Source organism: Bacillus sp. 205(2023) (genome assembly GCF_037027485.1).
Lineage (GTDB): Bacteria > Bacillota > Bacilli > Bacillales > Bacillaceae > Bacillus > Bacillus halotolerans.
Window position 1 is genome coordinate 80,821 of record NZ_JAXCHF010000008.1, and the last position, 16,992, is coordinate 97,812.

Annotated in this window: 13 protein-coding genes and 1 pseudogene; 11 read left to right on the forward strand and 3 right to left on the reverse strand. The window is 47.0% G+C overall.

Annotated features, from left to right (window positions below):
* Window positions 1–151: 151 nt before the first annotated feature.
* The 3 genes and pseudogenes from WA325_RS17480 (at window position 152) to WA325_RS17490 (ending at window position 2,059) form a co-directional block, all read left to right on the forward strand.
* Window positions 152–319, forward strand: coding sequence for a YezD family protein (locus WA325_RS17480; RefSeq protein WP_024120518.1), 168 nt, complete (start codon window positions 152–154; stop codon window positions 317–319).
* Window positions 320–435: 116 nt separating this feature from the next.
* Window positions 436–1,080, forward strand: coding sequence for a Bax inhibitor-1/YccA family protein (locus WA325_RS17485; RefSeq protein ID WP_227599286.1), 645 nt, complete (start codon window positions 436–438; stop codon window positions 1,078–1,080).
* Window positions 1,080–2,059: pseudogene (locus WA325_RS17490) on the forward strand (DMT family transporter). The gene WA325_RS17485 and the pseudogene WA325_RS17490 overlap by 1 nt, the downstream one beginning before the upstream one ends.
* Window positions 2,060–2,082: 23 nt before the next feature.
* On the opposite strand, the gene yetL reads toward WA325_RS17490, so the two are convergent.
* Window positions 2,083–2,586, reverse strand: coding sequence for a transcriptional regulator YetL (gene yetL, locus WA325_RS17495; protein WP_336184012.1), 504 nt, complete (start codon window positions 2,584–2,586; stop codon window positions 2,083–2,085).
* Between the two features lie 161 nt (window positions 2,587–2,747).
* Between yetL and WA325_RS17500 the strand changes: the two genes are divergently transcribed.
* Window positions 2,748–3,857 (forward strand): FAD-dependent oxidoreductase, encoded by a 1,110-nt coding sequence (locus tag WA325_RS17500; protein ID WP_336184013.1) that lies wholly within the window; start codon window positions 2,748–2,750, stop codon window positions 3,855–3,857.
* 33 nt (window positions 3,858–3,890) lie between these two features.
* Here WA325_RS17500 and WA325_RS17505 read toward each other — a convergent pair whose 3' ends face one another.
* Window positions 3,891–4,961: a DUF3900 domain-containing protein gene (locus WA325_RS17505; protein ID WP_336184014.1), complete on the reverse strand. Its 1,071-nt coding sequence runs from the start codon at window positions 4,959–4,961 to the stop codon at window positions 3,891–3,893.
* A 149-nt stretch (window positions 4,962–5,110) separates the two neighbouring features.
* On the opposite strand from WA325_RS17505, the gene WA325_RS17510 reads away from it, so the two are divergent.
* The 7 genes from WA325_RS17510 to WA325_RS17540 all read left to right on the forward strand — a co-directional run bounded on the left by WA325_RS17510 (window position 5,111) and on the right by WA325_RS17540 (window position 15,725).
* Window positions 5,111–8,296, forward strand: coding sequence for a bifunctional cytochrome P450/NADPH--P450 reductase (locus WA325_RS17510; protein WP_336184015.1), 3,186 nt, complete (start codon window positions 5,111–5,113; stop codon window positions 8,294–8,296).
* A gap of 453 nt (window positions 8,297–8,749) precedes the next feature.
* Window positions 8,750–10,669, forward strand: coding sequence for a lipoteichoic acid synthase LtaS1 (ltaS1, locus tag WA325_RS17515; protein WP_024120525.1), 1,920 nt, complete (start codon window positions 8,750–8,752; stop codon window positions 10,667–10,669).
* Window positions 10,670–10,909: 240 nt separating this feature from the next.
* Window positions 10,910–11,674, forward strand: a complete 765-nt coding sequence (locus WA325_RS17520) for a glucose-1-phosphate cytidylyltransferase (RefSeq protein WP_024120526.1) — start codon at window positions 10,910–10,912, stop codon at window positions 11,672–11,674.
* 6 nt (window positions 11,675–11,680) lie between these two features.
* Window positions 11,681–12,649, forward strand: a complete 969-nt coding sequence (locus tag WA325_RS17525) for a GDP-mannose 4,6-dehydratase (RefSeq protein WP_024120527.1) — start codon at window positions 11,681–11,683, stop codon at window positions 12,647–12,649.
* Window positions 12,650–12,671: 22 nt separating this feature from the next.
* Window positions 12,672–13,583: a putative nucleotide-diphospho-sugar transferase gene (locus WA325_RS17530; RefSeq protein ID WP_336184016.1), complete on the forward strand. Its 912-nt coding sequence runs from the start codon at window positions 12,672–12,674 to the stop codon at window positions 13,581–13,583.
* Window positions 13,584–13,611: 28 nt separating this feature from the next.
* Complete coding sequence (locus tag WA325_RS17535) at window positions 13,612–14,775, forward strand: glycosyltransferase family 2 protein (RefSeq protein WP_336184017.1); 1,164 nt, start codon at window positions 13,612–13,614, stop codon at window positions 14,773–14,775.
* Window positions 14,776–14,789: 14 nt separating this feature from the next.
* On the forward strand, window positions 14,790–15,725 hold the full coding sequence (locus WA325_RS17540; RefSeq protein ID WP_248338705.1) for a putative nucleotide-diphospho-sugar transferase: 936 nt from the start codon (window positions 14,790–14,792) through the stop codon (window positions 15,723–15,725).
* A gap of 29 nt (window positions 15,726–15,754) precedes the next feature.
* Here WA325_RS17540 and WA325_RS17545 read toward each other — a convergent pair whose 3' ends face one another.
* Window positions 15,755–16,987, reverse strand: a complete 1,233-nt coding sequence (locus tag WA325_RS17545; protein ID WP_059293863.1) for an MFS transporter — start codon at window positions 16,985–16,987, stop codon at window positions 15,755–15,757.
* Window positions 16,988–16,992: the final 5 nt, after the last annotated feature.

A 16,992-nucleotide genomic window follows, 5' to 3' on the forward strand; every position in this document is an offset into this window, starting at 1 on the left:
ATCTGATTAGGCATATGACCGCCCCTTGATGAGGTGATCATATGCCTTTTTGATTTGAATAGAAATCACCATTGATTTATTGGAAAAAACATAATATTATAATTCTTATAAGAATACTATGAATTAAAACCGAACAGAGGGGGGAAGGTCATTGGTTTCAAAAACAACCGTTGATCCGAAAGTGATTGAAAAAATCATCAGTTCGTTGGAAACACTGGATTTCGGCACCGTTCAAATCACCGTACACGATTCCCAGGTCACACAGATTGAGAAGGTCGAAAAGCACCGCTTCTCACTGAAAAGCAAAGAATCGAAGTAAAAGAGGTGTTTTTAAAGGCCTTTGTTCGACATTAAATTCTCCTTAAAACATATACATATTTCATCCATTTTTTATATAATAGACCTTTAAGATCATTTCTTAGGAGGATTTTTGACATGCAAGCTACGGTTCACGAGAGTAAGCAATCGATCATGCAGCGCATTTTGACAGTCTTTGTCTTCACGCTGCTGATCGCGACTGTCGGCCTTTATATCGGCCAATTTGTTCCTGTCGCTTTGATGCTGCCGCTTTCCATTCTTGAAGTGGGGATGATTATTCTGGCCTTCTGGATGCGCAGAAGAAAAGCGGTCGGGTATGCGTTTGTATATACATTCGCTTTCGTTTCCGGCATTACGTTATTTCCGATCGTCAGCCACTACGCTTCCATCGCCGGCGCCTATGTCGTGCTTGAAGCCTTTGGCTCTACATTTGTCATTTTTGCCGTTCTCGGCACAATCGGCGCAAAAATGAAGAAGGATTTATCCTTCCTGTGGTCATTTCTGCTGGTAGCGGTGCTCGCACTCGCAGTGGTGGGCATTTTCAACATTTTCAGCCCGTTAAACTCAGCGGCGATGATGGCGTATTCCGTGATCGGAACCATCGTCTTTTCCCTTTACATCTTGTATGATTTAAACCAAATCAAACACCGCCATATTACAGAGGACTTAATTCCGGTTATGGCATTGTCACTGTATCTTGACTTTATCAACTTGTTCATCAACCTGCTTCGCTTCTTCGGCATTTTGAGCAGTGATGATTAATCAGAAAGCGCCTGTCATTGGATAGGCGCTTTTCGTCATACATAAAAAGGCAGGTGATGTTGTAATGAAAAAACAAATGGGCGCTTATGTCTCCTTGGCAGCAGCCATGGCGATCGTCGGTAGCTCGGTCGTCGTCGGCAAGCTGATGGTCGAGCGCATTCCGGTTTTTCTATCCTCGGGACTGCGTTTTTTGCTGGCCTCTATCGTATTGCTGACGCTGCTGTTTTGCATTGAAAAAGGGTTTCCGGCTTTGACGAAAAAAGATGTGTTCGTATTGCTGGTGCAATCATTCACAGGTGTGTTTTTGTTCAGTATTTGCCTGCTGTATGGGGTTCAATTTACGACGGGAACGGAAAGCGGCATTTTAACCAGCACAACCCCCATGGTAATCGGTATTTTATCCTTTTTCCTGCTGAGAGAAAAAATAGAGAAAAAAACGCTGATCGGCATTTTGCTGGCGGTTTGCGGTGTGCTGACGATTAATCTGTTTGGAGCGGGGAGCCAAGACGGGACGCCGAACGCCTTATTCGGCAACATGCTGATCATTGCCGCAGTCATTGGCGAAGCGTTGTTTACATTGCTGGCCAAGCTGCTATCCCCGCATGTTTCGGCACTGGCAATTTCGACCTTCGTATCGCTCTTCGGCTTCCTGTTTGCTTTGTTTGAGGCCTCTTCATTTGATTTCAGCGTGCCGACTGTTTTGGATTGGTCGTATGTGCTGTATTACGCGCTTTTTGTGACCGTTTTGGCATTTTACTTATGGTATAGCGGGGTGACGAAGGTGCCGGCGAGGGTGTCTGGCATTTTCACATCCGTTCTTCCGGTCTCTGCTGTTATTTTGTCAGGTGTGATATTGAAGGAGCCGTTTGAGCTTGTGCATTTGATCGGCATTGCATGTGTCATCAGCGGCATATTTGTTACGGTTATAAAGAAAAAACAGCCGGATACGTATCCGGCTTCAAAAGAAAAGACGCTGTAGCCTGTCCTGGCCGGACGGGTTTTTTAGTCTTTAAACACGCTCAGCCTTTCAAACAGATTGCCCAGCATCTTCACGAACATGTCTTTTTCCTCATCGCTGTAGTTTTCCATGACAGCGGAAATCTTGCTGAAATGGCCGGGCAGAAATTGCTCCAGCCGTTCTTTGCCTTCCTTTGTCAGCTCGATACTCATTTTTCGTTTATCCTCGGTGTGATGCCTGCGGCGGACAAATCCGTCCCTCGCGAGTCCGTCAAGCAGGCCGGTAATCGTTGCTTTTGTGACGTTTGATTGCTTGGCGAGCTCCGTCGGGCTTAACGTGTGATCCTTTGCGTCGAACAAAAGCATCAGGATTTTAAATTTTCCTTCAGACAGTCCGCGTCTGGCGAAATAATGCTCCATCACATGATTCATTTTTTTCGAGATATCAAACAAAGATAAAAATAATTCAAGAGAACCGGCGTCCACATTGGAATATGTCTCGGCATGTTCTGTTATATGCTTGTATTTCGGTAAATGTTTTAATTCCATCACAATAAGCTCCCGTACGTTTGTCGTGACACGATTATAATGGAGGGGAAATCAGAACGCAACCTGTGTTGGAGATGATTGACAGCTGTTTGCCGTACATAGTAAGGTAATGTAGTTAGGTGCCTAACTATATATAGAGAACTGAAAAGGTGGTTATCAACATGAAACATATACTGATTGCGGGGGGCGGAATCGGCGGGCTGTCGGCAGCCATTTCTCTCAGTAAAGCAGGTTTTTCCGTCACCTTATGTGAAGCGGCTGCAGAAAACCGCAAGACCGGCGCAGGAATTCTCCAGCCGCAAAACGCACTGGCGGTGTTAAAGGAGCTGGGCGTATTTGAAGAGTGCTGCGTGCATGGATATCAAACAGCATGGTTTAAAACATTCGATAAGCAGGGGAATCTATTATTCAAAGTCAGTGAGTCTTTCTTAGATGATAAGCTTCCGGGCCGCAATAATATTTTGCGAAAAACGTTAAATGACATTCTCATCAAGCATGCCGAAGCTTCGGGTGCAAGGATCTTGTGGGGGAAAAAGCTTGTGGCTTATGAAGAAACGCCTGAAGCGGTTACTGCCATATTTGATGATGGAGAAAAGATGCAGGCCGACATTCTGGCGGGCTTTGACGGCATTCATTCCATTGTGCGGGATGCCATGCTCCACAAAGAAATAGAAAAAGAGTTTCTCGGCATGGGGGCGTGGCGCTTTTATATCGAACTTCCCGATTACACATTTGAGGATGCGACATTGATGTACAGAAGCGGAGAGACACAAATCGGCGTTGTGCCTTTGGCGGAACACGCAGGCTATGTTTTCGTCCTCCAGCCTTGCGCGAGCGATTATTGGGATGAGGAAGACACCCGGTTTGATAGAGTAAGAGAGATTCTCTCTGGCTTTCCGGGGCTCAATTTTGTTACAAAGCATATGTCAAAAGAGCATCCTGTCATTTTTAATAAACTGGAGCAGGTTGCAGTGCAGGAGCCATGGTACAAAGGACGCGTCGTCATCGGGGGAGACGCGGCCCATGCCGGAGCGCCGACCCTCGCACAAGGAGCGGCAATGGCCATCGAGGATGCTATGGTCCTCGCCGAAGAACTCAAAAACCACGGCGGCATCAAAACCGCATTTCATGCATACTACGAAAGAAGAGCGCCAAGAGCGCTCAAAGTGCAGGATTTATCCTCAGAAATCGTCCGCCGCGGGCTGAAAGGCCAGCCGGGAGCGGAAGAGCTGATCGGGGAGTGTTATGCGGTGTTGAGGGAAGGATATTAAAGAGGAAAAGTCCAGAATTGAATTCTGGACTTTTTATTCTTGCTCTGTTTTATTCCGTATCCGCTCAATCACCTCATGCAGCCCCTCAGGCTTATAAAACTCCACCGGCGAACTGCCCTTCTCAAACGAAATCGTCTCCGCTTCAATCAGCGCGACATAGCGACCGTTCACCTTTGCTAGGTGAATCGATTCGCCAAAATCAGCTAGCAATCCCTTAATCTCGGTTTCTCCGACTTTCATTTTCAGCTCGGCTTCCGGCGTGTGCTCGATGATCTGGGCGGAGGCTTCGATCACTTGATGCGTGTCGAGACGTTCTTGAATTTCCCGTTTTTCGCTCGCTTCCCAGATTTCGATGTCTTGTTCAAACTGCTTGAGCTCTTCGCTGTTGTCCTCAAATGTCTCATAGACGTGCTCCTGCACCATGTTCATGACCTGGGTTTTCATGATTTCCGGCATTGATTCGCCGTACTCAACGAATTTCAGGAAATCCTCGAAATAGCGGGCGTGCGAGGCTTGGTGGATTTTCAGCTCGCCTTCCTCGACCATTCCTTCCTCCGGCATGAACGGGTATTGGATGCTCTTCATGTTTTTTGTCGTGATGGCCATTTCGACTTTTTTAATGAGGGAAGACGCGTCTGAGATGCGGGCGACCTTCGGCTCAAAATCACATTTCATAATGAAGACAAATGACTCGTCGAAGTACTTTCTCGGCACAGCCGAAGCGACTAAGAACACACCGCCGCGGACCGCGCTTGTATCAAGGTACGTGCGGACGAACTGTTCGCTCAGCTCATTAAAGTCCTCTTTTGTTTCCGCCAGGCGCGCGCGGTTGAACATGTTGTAGTTCGGGTTGGAATCCAGCTCGTGGCCGGGTTCGACGATAAAATGGCCGATTTTCGTCGGCACCTGCTCGGATTGCGGATGGCGGTCGGCTTTCCGTTTGACGATTTTTTTCAGCTCTCCGTCAAGAAAGTCCCTCAGTTCGCTTTCTTCAAATTCCTCTGTATCAAGGGTCTGGAAGTGCTTGAATTGCTTGTTTGCCTGCTCATCCTTGCCCTCCACCTGTATGACATAAAAGGATAAAAATCGAATTTCAAAATCCATATATGAACTCACCTTATTTGCGTATTGTACAGCTTCTCAAGTATAGAAAAAACAATGATCAGGCGTCAATCAGAGAAATGGAATAATCGTCACCATGAAAGGGAAATGTAGTCAGATAGAAAGCATTACATACGGAAAGGAATGGTTCGATGAAGGAAATAAGCCCGATTCCTCAGCCGAAGACGTTTGGACCGCTCGGCAATCTTCCTTTAATTGATAAAGATAAACCGACCCTGTCACTGATCAAATTGGCGGACGAGCAAGGCCCCATTTTTCAAATTCACACACCGGCGGGCACGACAATTGTGGTGTCCGGCCATGAACTCGTGAAAGAAGTTTGTGATGAAGAGCGTTTCGATAAAAGCATTGAAGGCGCTTTGGAAAAAGTTCGCGCGTTTTCCGGTGACGGATTGTTTACAAGCTGGACGCATGAGCCCAACTGGAGAAAAGCGCACAACATTCTGATGCCGACGTTCAGCCAGCGGGCCATGAAGGATTATCATGAAAAAATGGTCGATATCGCTGTTCAGCTGATTCAAAAGTGGGCCAGGCTCAATCCGAATGAAGCAGTCGACGTCCCTGCGGATATGACCCGGCTGACGCTGGACACGATTGGGTTATGCGGATTTAACTATCGTTTTAACAGCTACTACAGAGAAACGCCTCATCCGTTTATCAACAGCATGGTGCGCGCGCTGGATGAAGCGATGCACCAGATGCAGCGGCTTGATGTTCAAGATAAACTCATGGTCAGAACAAAGCGCCAATTCCAACACGATATTCAAACGATGTTTTCGTTAGTCGACAGCATTATTGCAGAGCGCAAGGCGGATGGGGACCAGGATGAAAAAGACTTGCTCGCCCGGATGCTGAAAGTGGAAGATCCGGAGACCGGGGAAAAGCTTGATGATGAAAACATCCGTTTTCAGATCATTACATTTTTAATTGCCGGCCATGAAACAACGAGCGGCCTGCTTTCGTTTGCAATCTACTTTTTATTGAAGCATCCCGACAAATTGAAAAAGGCGTATGAAGAGGTCGACCGGGTGCTGACGGATGCAGCGCCGACCTATAAACAAGTGCTTGACCTGAAATACATCCGGATGATTTTAAATGAATCATTGCGTCTATGGCCGACGGCTCCGGCTTTCAGCCTTTATCCGAAGGAAGATACGGTCATTGGCGGAAAATATCCGATCACAACCAAGGACAGAATTTCTGTCTTGATTCCGCAGCTTCACCGCGATCAAGACGCATGGGGAGAGGATGCTGAGGAATTCCGTCCAGAACGGTTCGAACATCAGGACCAAGTCCCTCATCATGCTTACAAGCCGTTCGGGAATGGACAGAGAGCCTGTATTGGCATGCAGTTCGCCCTGCATGAGGCTACACTTGTGCTGGGCATGATTTTAAAGTATTTCACTTTGATTGATCATGAGAATTATGAGCTTGATATCAAACAAACGCTGACACTTAAGCCCGGTGATTTTCACATCCGGGTTCAAACGCGAAATCAGGAAGCGATTCATGCCGGCGTCCCGTCTGAGGAAAAAGCGGCGCACGACGATGAACAAAAGGGCAAACAGGAAACGAAAAGTGCATCAGTTATCGGTCTCAACAACCGGCCGCTTCTCGTACTGTATGGCTCTGATACCGGCACCGCGGAAGGCGTCGCCCGGGAGCTTGCAGATACAGCCAGTCTTCACGGCGTAAGGACTGAGGTGGCGCCCTTGAACGATCAGATTGGAAAGCTGCCGAAAGAGGGAGCCGTTGTGATCGTCACCTCTTCCTACAATGGAAAACCGCCAAGCAATGCGGGGCAGTTTGTGCAGTGGCTTGAAGAAATACGGCCAGATGAGCTTGAGGGTGTCCATTATGCGGTGTTTGGCTGCGGAGATCATAACTGGGCAAGCACGTATCAGTATGTACCCCGAATCATTGACGAGCAGCTAGCGGAAAAAGGGGCGACCCGTTTTTCTGCACGCGGAGAGGGCGATGTGAGCGGCGATTTTGAAGGACAGCTTGACCAGTGGAAAAAAAGCATGTGGTCGGACGCCATCAAAGCCTTCGGACTCGAGCTTAATGAAAACGCTGATAAGGAGAGAAGCACGCTGAGCCTTCAGTTTGTCAGGGGTCTGGGAGAATCCCCATTAGCCCGGTCGTATGAAGCGGTTCACGCATCCATTGCGGAAAATCGTGAACTCCAGTCCGCAGACAGTGGGCGCAGCACCCGCCATATTGAAATTGCGCTGCCTTCTGGCGTCGAATACCGGGAGGGCGATCACCTTGGCGTTCTGCCAAGGAACAGCCGGACAAATGTCAGCCGGATTCTTCACAGATTCGGCTTAAAAGGAACTGACCAAGTCACACTGATGGCAAGCGGGCGCAGCTCGGGGCATCTGCCTTTGGATCGGCCTGTCAGCCTGCATGATCTGCTCAGCTACAGCGTCGAGGTGCAGGAAGCGGCAACAAGGGCGCAAATACGCGAGCTGGCCGCATTTTCCGTCTGTCCGCCTCATAAACGTGAATTGGAAGATATGACAGAAGAGGGCGTTTATCAGGAACAAATTTTGAAAAAACGGATTTCCATGCTGGATCTGCTCGAACAATATAAAGCATGTGAAATGCCGTTTGAACGGTTTTTAGAGCTTTTACGCCCGTTAAAACCGCGGTATTATTCGATTTCAAGCTCTCCGCGGGTGAATCCGGAACAAGCCTCGATTACTGTAGGCGTTGTGCGCGGGCCGGCTTGGAGCGGCCGCGGCGAATATCGCGGAGTGGCATCGAATGACTTGGCGGAGCGCAAGGCGGGAGATGATGTCGTGATGTTTGTCCGCACACCGGAATCCCGATTTCAGCTCCCGGAAGACCCTGAAACACCAATCATCATGGTGGGGCCGGGAACAGGGGTTGCGCCATTCCGCGGATTCCTGCAAGCCCGGACAGCTTTAAAACGCGAGGGAAAAACGCTCGGCGAAGCCCATCTTTATTTTGGATGCAGAAACGACAGCGATTTTATTTACCGAGATGAGCTTAAGCAGTTTGAACAAGACGGAATTGTTACTGTGCACACGGCTTATTCCCGTAAAGAAGGCATACCGAAAACGTACGTTCAGCACCTCATGGCGGCACATGCGGAAACCTTAATTTCGATCCTCGACCGCGGCGGCCGGCTTTATGTATGCGGTGACGGCAGCAGGATGGCGCCTGATGTGGAGGCCGCGCTGCAAAACGCGTATCAGTCTGTTCATGGCACCAGTGAAGAAGCGCAAAACTGGCTCAGACATCTGCAGGAAACAGGCATGTATGCAAAGGATGTCTGGTCAGGGATTTGATCGTTTTTACAAAGGACTGGAAAGATCCAGTCCTTTTGTTATGTCCTTTTTAAAAAAATGTGATCTCGCTAAACGTCTGTGCATACAATAACCACAGTCCGCCTGATGGGCGGGCTGTCCTTAAGACCTATTTCTCGTTTTTGCTAGTTTATGTTATTCTTATACTCGGTATCTATTTCTTTTTTTCCAAAAGCGGGCATGACAAAAGAAACCTTTTTTATTTACGAGAAAAAAAGTGAAACGAATTGAGGGCTTCTTTCGTCCAGTGTTTGGTTTGAAATAGGTGTAATAGAAATGGTATGGTGCAAAACGTAAATATCCCGGTATAGCGCGGTATATTTATTTGTTGTGTGATGCCTTGATTTTGTTTGGAAAGAAGGAATTGGAAGACAGGATAAAAGAGAAGGTAAAAGTAAATAAAGACTTAAAGTGTTTAAGAAAGTAGAGGTTGCCATGAAGAAACTTTTTTCTTACAAACTTAGCTTTTTTGTGTTGGCTGTTATACTGTTTTGGGCAAAAACGTATTTATCCTACAAAACAGAGTTTAACCTTGGGGTAAAAGGCACAACCCAAGAAATCCTTTTGGTGTTTAACCCGTTCTCAAGCGCCGTCTTCTTTTTAGGACTGGCTTTGCTTGCGAAAGGGCGAAAATCGGCTATTATCATGCTGATTATTGATTTTGTGATGACGTTCATTTTATATGCAAATATTTTATTCTATCGTTTCTTTGATGATTTCTTAACGTTCCCGAACATTAAACAGTCCGGCAACGTCGGAAACATGGGAGACGGTATTTTCAGCATCATGGCCGGTCATGATATTTTCTATTTCTTAGATATTATCATCTTGATTGCGGTACTGATCTGGAGACCTGAATTCAAAGGATTCAAAATGAAAAAACGTTTTGCGTCTTTGGTGATTCTTTCCGGGGTCGCACTGTTTTTCATCAACCTGCATTTTGCGGAAAAAGACCGTCCGCAGCTGCTGACAAGAACATTTGACCGCAATTATATCGTAAAATACTTAGGTCTTTACAATTACACCATTTATGACGGTGTGCAGACGGCTCAAACAGAAACGCAAAGAGCGTATGCAAGCAGCGATGATCTGACAAGTGTCGAGAATTACACGACGTCACATTACGCGAAGCCGAACGCTGAGTACTTTGGTTCTGCCAAAGGCAAAAACATCATTAAGATTCATCTGGAAAGCTTCCAGTCGTTCCTGATTGATTACAAGCTGAACGGTGAGGAAGTTACGCCATTCTTAAATAAACTGGCCCACGGCGGCGAAGACGTCACGTACTTCGATAACTTCTTCCATCAGACAGGTCAGGGTAAAACATCTGATGCCGAGCTGACAATGGATAACTCGATCTTCGGTCTTCCGGAAGGCTCCGCATTTGTAACAAAAGGCGAAAACACATACCAGTCGCTTCCTGCGATTTTGGATCAGAAGGAAGGCTATACGAGCGCCGTCCTGCACGGTGACTACAAATCGTTCTGGAACCGCGATCAGATTTACAAACATATCGGCTATGACAAATTTTTCGACGCAAGCACGTATGACATGTCAGAAGAAAACATCATTAATATGGGGCTCAAGGATAAGCCGTTCTTTACAGAATCGATTCCAAAACTTGAATCTCTGAAAAAGCCGTTTTACGCGCATTTGATTACCTTAACAAACCATTATCCGTTTAACTTGGATGAAAAAGACGCGACGATTAAGAAAGCGACGACTGGCGATAATACAGTCGACAGCTACTTCCAGACTGCCCGTTACCTTGACGAGTCCCTTGAGCAATTCTTCAAGGAACTGAAGGAAGCAGGTCTGTATGACAACTCAGTCATCATGATTTACGGTGACCACAATGGGATTTCTGAAAACCATAACCGCGCGATGAAAGAAATTCTCGGAAAAGAGATCACAGATTATCAAAACGCGCAAAACCAGCGTGTGCCTCTGATGATCCGCATTCCTGGCAAAAAAGGCGGAGTGAACCATACGTATGGCGGCGAAATTGACGTCATGCCGACACTTCTTCACTTGCAAGGTATTGATTCTGAGAAATATATCAACTTCGGTACCGATTTATTCTCTAAAGACCACGACGACACAGTGGCGTTTAGAAACGGCGACTTTGTAACGCCGAAGTACACATCTGTCGACAATATCATTTATGATACGAAGACAGGTAAAGAAGTAAAAGCGAATGAAGATACGAAGAACCTGAAAACGAGAGTGACACAGCAGCTGAAGCTATCAGACAGTGTCCTTTACAAAGATTTGCTGAGGTTCCACAAACTCAGTGACTTTAAAGCCGTTGATCCTTCTGATTATCATTACGGCAAGGAAAAAGATATCGAATAAGACAAAGAAGAGCCTTGAGCGGGCGCATTGCCGCGCTCAGGGCTCTTTTTTTGTGTGGTTACATAACCAAGTTGAAAAAATAGATTCCATTTGGTCACCAAGGCCGCCTCTCTCTCATATCATTACAGTAGATTTTGAAACCGGTATTGGAATCGGACAAATTATCGGGGAAATGCCTTGATAGATTGTAAGGAGGTACCAAGGTTTCGAACTCAATATTCATAGAGATGAGGGGTAGAGATGAAAGCGGTCATTCTCTGCGGCGGAAAAGGAACGAGAATGAGTGAGGTCACGAATGAACTTCCTAAACCGCTCGCCATGATAGGCGGAAAACCGATTCTATGGCATATTATGAAAATCTATCAGTACTACGGAGTGAACGAGTTTATTCTGCTTTTAGGCTACAAAGGAGAAAAAATCAAAGAATATTTTCTGAACTACGAATGGAAGCACAACAGCCTCACGCTCGACAGTTCTACAGGAGAGGTGCAGATGCTGGGACAGCCTGAAACGTGGAAAATCACATTTTTGGAGACAGGGGAAGACACGCTGACAGCCGGAAGAATCTTGCAGGCGAAGGACTACATCGGCGATGAAACGTTTATGCTCACCTATGGGGACGGGCTGGCCAATATCAATCTTTTTCATCTCATCAGCTATCATCAGACAAAGGGTGCTGCCGCGACTGTCACCGGCATTGATAAAGTCTCGCAGTTCGGCACCTTGACGGTTGAGGATGGCATAGCGAAAACATTTTCTGAAAAGACATCGAGTGACGGCATCATCAATGGCGGATTTTTCGTTCTCAATCCAAAGGTTTTCGATTATTTGCCGGAGGACGGAAATGCCATGTTCGAAGATGAACCGCTGAAGAATCTTGCGAAAGACGGTGAACTTGCCGTGTATCGCCATTACGGATTTTGGACGGCAATCGATACGTATAAAAATCTTTTGGAAGTCAACAAGCTGTGGGATCAAGGACAACATGTATGGAAGGTATGGTGAACTGATTTGAGTTTCTGGAAAAATAAAAACGTATTTGTCACGGGTTGTACAGGTCTTTTAGGAAGCTATTTGGTGAAAGAGCTGATCGAACAGGGCGCAAACGTGACGGGGCTTGTCAGAGATCATGTGCCTCAGTCCAACCTATATCAGGGAGAACATGTGAAGAAAATGAACATCGTGCAGGGCGCTCTTGAAGATTTGCCCGTGATTGAACGCGCACTTGGCGAGTATGAAATCGACACGGTGTTTCACCTCGCTGCACAAGCGATTGTCGGCGTAGCGAACCGCAACCCGGTTTCCACTTTTGAAGCGAATATTCTCGGCACGTGGAATGTTCTTGAGGCCTGCCGGAAGCACCCTTTAATCAAGCGTGTCATTGTCGCGTCAAGCGATAAAGCATACGGCGATCAAGAAAACCTTCCGTACGATGAAGATATGCCGCTGCAAGGCAAGCATCCGTACGACGTATCGAAAAGCTGCGCCGATCTGATCAGCCATACGTACTTTCACACCTATGGCCTGCCTGTCTGTATTACACGCTGCGGAAATCTGTACGGCGGCGGGGATTTGAACTTCAACCGTATCATTCCGCAGACGATTCAGCTTGTGCTGAACGGGGAAGCTCCTGAAATCCGCAGCGACGGCACCTTTGTCCGCGACTATTTCTATATTGAAGATGCCGTTCAGGCTTATCTGCTTCTGGCGGAGAAAATGGAGGAACACAATCTCGCCGGGGAAGCCTTTAACTTCAGCAATGAGATTCAGCTGACTGTGCTTGAGTTAGTCGAGAAAATATTAAAGAAAATGAACAGCAATCTAAAGCCGAAGGTGCTGAACCAGGGAAGCAATGAAATCAAGCACCAATATTTATCTGCGGAAAAAGCGAGAAAGCTGCTGAATTGGACACCTGCTTACACCATTGATGAAGGACTTGAAAAAACCATTGCGTGGTATACAGAATTCTTCAAAAAGTAACGCGAAATGAGGTGAACATACCGTGACGAGCGCCTATTGCACCGTTTTATCAAAAGGAAGATTATATCAGGCAGTCGCCTTATTTAAGTCTTTAGCGCAAGTCGATCAAGACAGCCCCATTTTTACGCTTTGTATGGATGATGACACGCACCGCGTATTGCAGAAATTGAATCTGAAGCAGCTGACACTTGTACCGGTGGCAGCGCTTGAAAATGAAACGCTCCTGAAGCTGAAGGATACACGGGATCAAAGCGAATACTGCTGGACGATGAAGCCGATCTTTCTGCAAGCTGTGCTGAACAGCAATCCTGAACTGGCACGGGTGACGTATATTGACGGAGATTTATTTTTCTACACCGACCCGTCACCGATATTTGCGAACCAGCCGGACTGCTCGGTGCTGCTTTCCCGGGGCGATATTATCATCCCTTCCTTTGAAAGAGAGCAAATTGATATGCTGCAGCGTCTGTTAGGCAGATATAACTCGGGCTTTATCAGCTTTAAACATGATAAAGCAGGAACGGACTGTCTGGAGTGGTGGAAGGAGCGCTGTCTTGAGGAGTGTAAAAATGCGCCGGGTGAAGGGAAATTCGGGGATCAGGGCTATTTGGATTATATGTCTGAGCTGTTTCCGAATGTGTGTGACATTACGACACCAGGTGTGAACATCGGCCATTGGAATTACGGACAGCATACGTTTTCCTGGAAGGATGGCCGAATTGTGCTGGAAGATGGAAATCCGCTGATCTTCTATCATTTCAGCGGATATCGAATCGTCAGCATCAATGAAATCAAACAGATTCACGAAACAACACGCACAGACCTGCCGTTTGTGCATGAGCTGTACCAGCAGACCCTGCCACATATCATTCAGCATATCAAAGCGCTTGACCCTGAATTTAACGGTTTTGCTTCAAAAGATGATAACAAATAAATGATTAAATACAGGAAGTGAAAATGAAGTGAAAGCAAGCGTTATTATTCCTGCATATAATTCAAAGGAGCGCCTCTATAACAGCCTTCTGTCTTTAAACCAGCAGGAGTGCGATGAAGAGTTTGAGGTCATCGTAGCGGATAATGGCTCTGAGGACGGGACGCTCTCGATGCTCAAATCGTTTCAAGCGGACTTTCCGCTGATTTTTGTACGGATTAAAGAAAACAGGGGCATTGCATACGGAAGAAATCAGGCGGTCCGCAATGCCAGAGGAGATATTCTGATATTCCATGACAGCGATATGCTTGCTGCCAAGGATCTTGTGGCAAAGCATATCAAAGCGCATGAAAACGAAGAGAATCTTGTCGTGTGCGGGTTATTTTGGAAAAGGATCTACAGCTATTATTATGAGCGCTTTGAAGATGAACATAAGAAGCAGCTCGCAAAATTATATGATGAAATGCCGAGAAAAGACAAACAAAAGCTTCTGGCGGAAGCGGATATTAAAAACGAAAGCTTTCTGGATCAAAGCTTTGACCTTGATACCGATTTTATTGACGTGCTGAAGCGGATACTGGAAGAATACGGCGATGACTTAAAGGGCTACCATATGCCGTGGCGTTTTTTTATCACAAACAATTCATCAGTAAAACGAAAGCATGTGGCTGATCTCGGTTTGTTTGACGAAGGCATTGTGCGGTACGGGTTTGAGGATTATGATCTTGGGATCAGGCTCCATCAGGCCGGACTCACGTTCAGGCTGCACCGCGATATTGTCAGCGTTCATCAGGAGCACCCGAGCAATTGTCAGTCAGTAGACGATATCAGAGCAAACATTGCCTATATGTGCGACAAATATAACAACATTCAGTCATTAGACGTTCATCTTGCCTTTAACGGCCCATTCCCTCCGGACATGACCAACAGGATCATGGATGATATTCATAAGCTGCTGGACTCGAAGAAATACGACATGCTGCTGCATCTGTTTCTTGAGCTGCTTCATGTCGTGAAGGATCGCAATCTGGACCCGGATTGGCAGAAAAAAACACCGCGGGTGACTGCGAAAAGCTTTGATTTGCAAGCCGTTCAAAAGCTTCTGCTAAAAGCGAAGAAGAAGCTTGGCGTGAACGATTTTGCCAATGCACTGTATGCGCTTGTCAATGATTTACTGCACGTGGATCTTAGATAAATGGATGTGGTATGGTGAGTCAATTTCATTTTTCAACAATAGTGTCAAGGACGCACATCTTTAAACTGATGCCTATGATTCATTCCCTCCATGAGCATTGCGATGATTTTCATTTATATGTGCTGTGTGTCGATCAGAAGGCATATGAATTGCTACAGCACGTGCCATGGGAGCATGTCACCTTTGTGCAGCTTTATGAAATGGAAGATCCGGAGCTATTGGAAGCGAAAAGCAACAGAACGTTCCATGAGTATTGCTGGACACTGAAGCCCGCATTTTTGTTCCATGTCATGAGTCAGTGGGATGACGCCGAATATTATGCCCATATGGATACCGATCTGTTTTTCTTTTCTGATCCAGCGCGTATTTTTGCCGAAAACCCGGCGGCTTCACTGTATTTGACCGATCACCGCAACTCGCCGCGGTTCATGTCTTATTATGAGCGGACCGGGCGTTTTAACACAGGCTTTGTCGGCGCCCGGAATACGGAAGAAGCCTATAAAGCGGTGTGGCAGTGGAGACAGGATTGCATTGAATATTGCACAGTGGAAATGAATACGAAAAGAAAGACGTACGGCGATCAAAGGTATGTGGAGAAGTGGCCGGCGCAGTATCAGGGTGTGCATGTTGTCAAATCAACCGGAGCCAATACGGCGCTTTGGAATATAGAAAACTATAAGGTGACTCAAAAGGACGGCCGCGTTTATCTAGATGAAACGCCGCTGATTTTCTATCATTTCTCCGGGTTTACATTGGTGACGGAGAACGAATTTAATCTTTGCTGGTATTACCGCATTGAAGACGAAGCGACAATTGAAATGATTTATATGCCTTATATATTAAACCTGAAAAGGTGGATTGACGAAATACAGTCGGCATTTCCGGACTTTGCGGACGGCTTTATCCCGAAGCATGCGGTGCCGGACACTCATTTTATACAGCTTGATTAAAAAACCCCTGCCAGGCGGCAGGGGTTTTTTCAGCTATGCCATTCTCTCAGTTTCTGATCACTCGGCAAAAGAAACGCGAGGATGCCAAGAATCGGGAGAAACGCAATGGCAATCATGGTCGGGGTCAGTCCCGCAGCATCAATGAGAGCGCCAAGCGCCACAGCGCCGATTGCTCCCATACCGAAGGCGAGGCCGACGGTTAAACCGGACATCGTGCCGATCTTTCCGGGGACAAGCTCCTGTGCATACACAACCGTTACGGAAAAGCTCGACATGAGAACCAAGCCGATCAAAGCGAGTACGCCATAGGCCAGAACCGGTCCGGCAAATGGAAGCAGAATCGCCAGCGGCGCTGAGCACAGCAGCGAGCCGAGAATGACAACTCGTTTTCCAAAACGGTCTGCGAGCGGGCCGCCGAGAAAGGTTCCGACAGCGCCAAACAGCAAAAAGACGAAAATATAGCTCTGAGCCTGCTGAATGCTTACGTGATATGTATCCATCGCGTAAAACGTGTAAAAGTTGCCAATCGCACTCGTATACCAAGAACGCGCGAAAATCAAAAAGATAATAATAATAAGAGCGGTTATAACGGACTTGGTGACAGACGAGTTTTGTTCAGCGGCTTTCTTTTGGGTGCCCTGCTTCTGTGCAAGACTACCGAGCCGAGCGGCGTACCATTTTGCAATATAAAGCAGAAACATAACGGCGAGCGCGGCTACAAGTGTAAACCAGACAGCACCGAATTGTCCGAGCGGAACAAGGATCAGCGCGGTAATCAGGGGCGCCATCGCTTGGCCTGAGTTTCCTCCGACCTGATAAATGGACTGGGCAAGCCCGCGTTTTGTGCCGGCGGCCATATAAGCCACACGGGAGCCTTCCGGATGAAAAATAGCGGAACCTAATCCGATGAAAAACACACAGCACAAGATCGTCACAAATGACGGGGCAAATGCAAGGCCCAATATGCCGAGCATGCTGGCAGTCAGCCCGATCGGCAGGGCGTACGGCCGCGGCCGTTTATCCGTATACCAGCCGACGACAGGCTGCATGACGGATGACACCATGTTTAACGTAAAAGCGATGATGCCAAGCTGTGTGAATGTCAAACTCATGGAGCGTTCCAAAATCGGGAACATGGCCGGAATCACAGCCTGAAGCGAATCGTTGAGCATGTGGCAAATTCCGATGATAAACAAAATCGGATACACGGTGGTGCCCGGTTTTTGAACAGGTTTTTCCTTCAGTGGGGCGGCAATAGCCAAATGAT

Coding starts and splice junctions, on each gene's coding strand:
- WA325_RS17485 (WP_227599286.1), top strand. CDS start 436: ATGCAAGCTACGGTTCACGAGAGTAAGCAATCGATCATGCAGCGCATT.
- ltaS1 (WP_024120525.1), top strand. CDS start 8,750: ATGAAGAAACTTTTTTCTTACAAACTTAGCTTTTTTGTGTTGGCTGTT.
- WA325_RS17520 (WP_024120526.1), top strand. CDS start 10,910: ATGAAAGCGGTCATTCTCTGCGGCGGAAAAGGAACGAGAATGAGTGAG.
- WA325_RS17505 (WP_336184014.1), bottom strand. CDS start 4,961: ATGGATTTTGAAATTCGATTTTTATCCTTTTATGTCATACAGGTGGAG.
- WA325_RS17510 (WP_336184015.1), top strand. CDS start 5,111: ATGAAGGAAATAAGCCCGATTCCTCAGCCGAAGACGTTTGGACCGCTC.
- yetL (WP_336184012.1), bottom strand. CDS start 2,586: ATGGAATTAAAACATTTACCGAAATACAAGCATATAACAGAACATGCC.
- WA325_RS17500 (WP_336184013.1), top strand. CDS start 2,748: ATGAAACATATACTGATTGCGGGGGGCGGAATCGGCGGGCTGTCGGCA.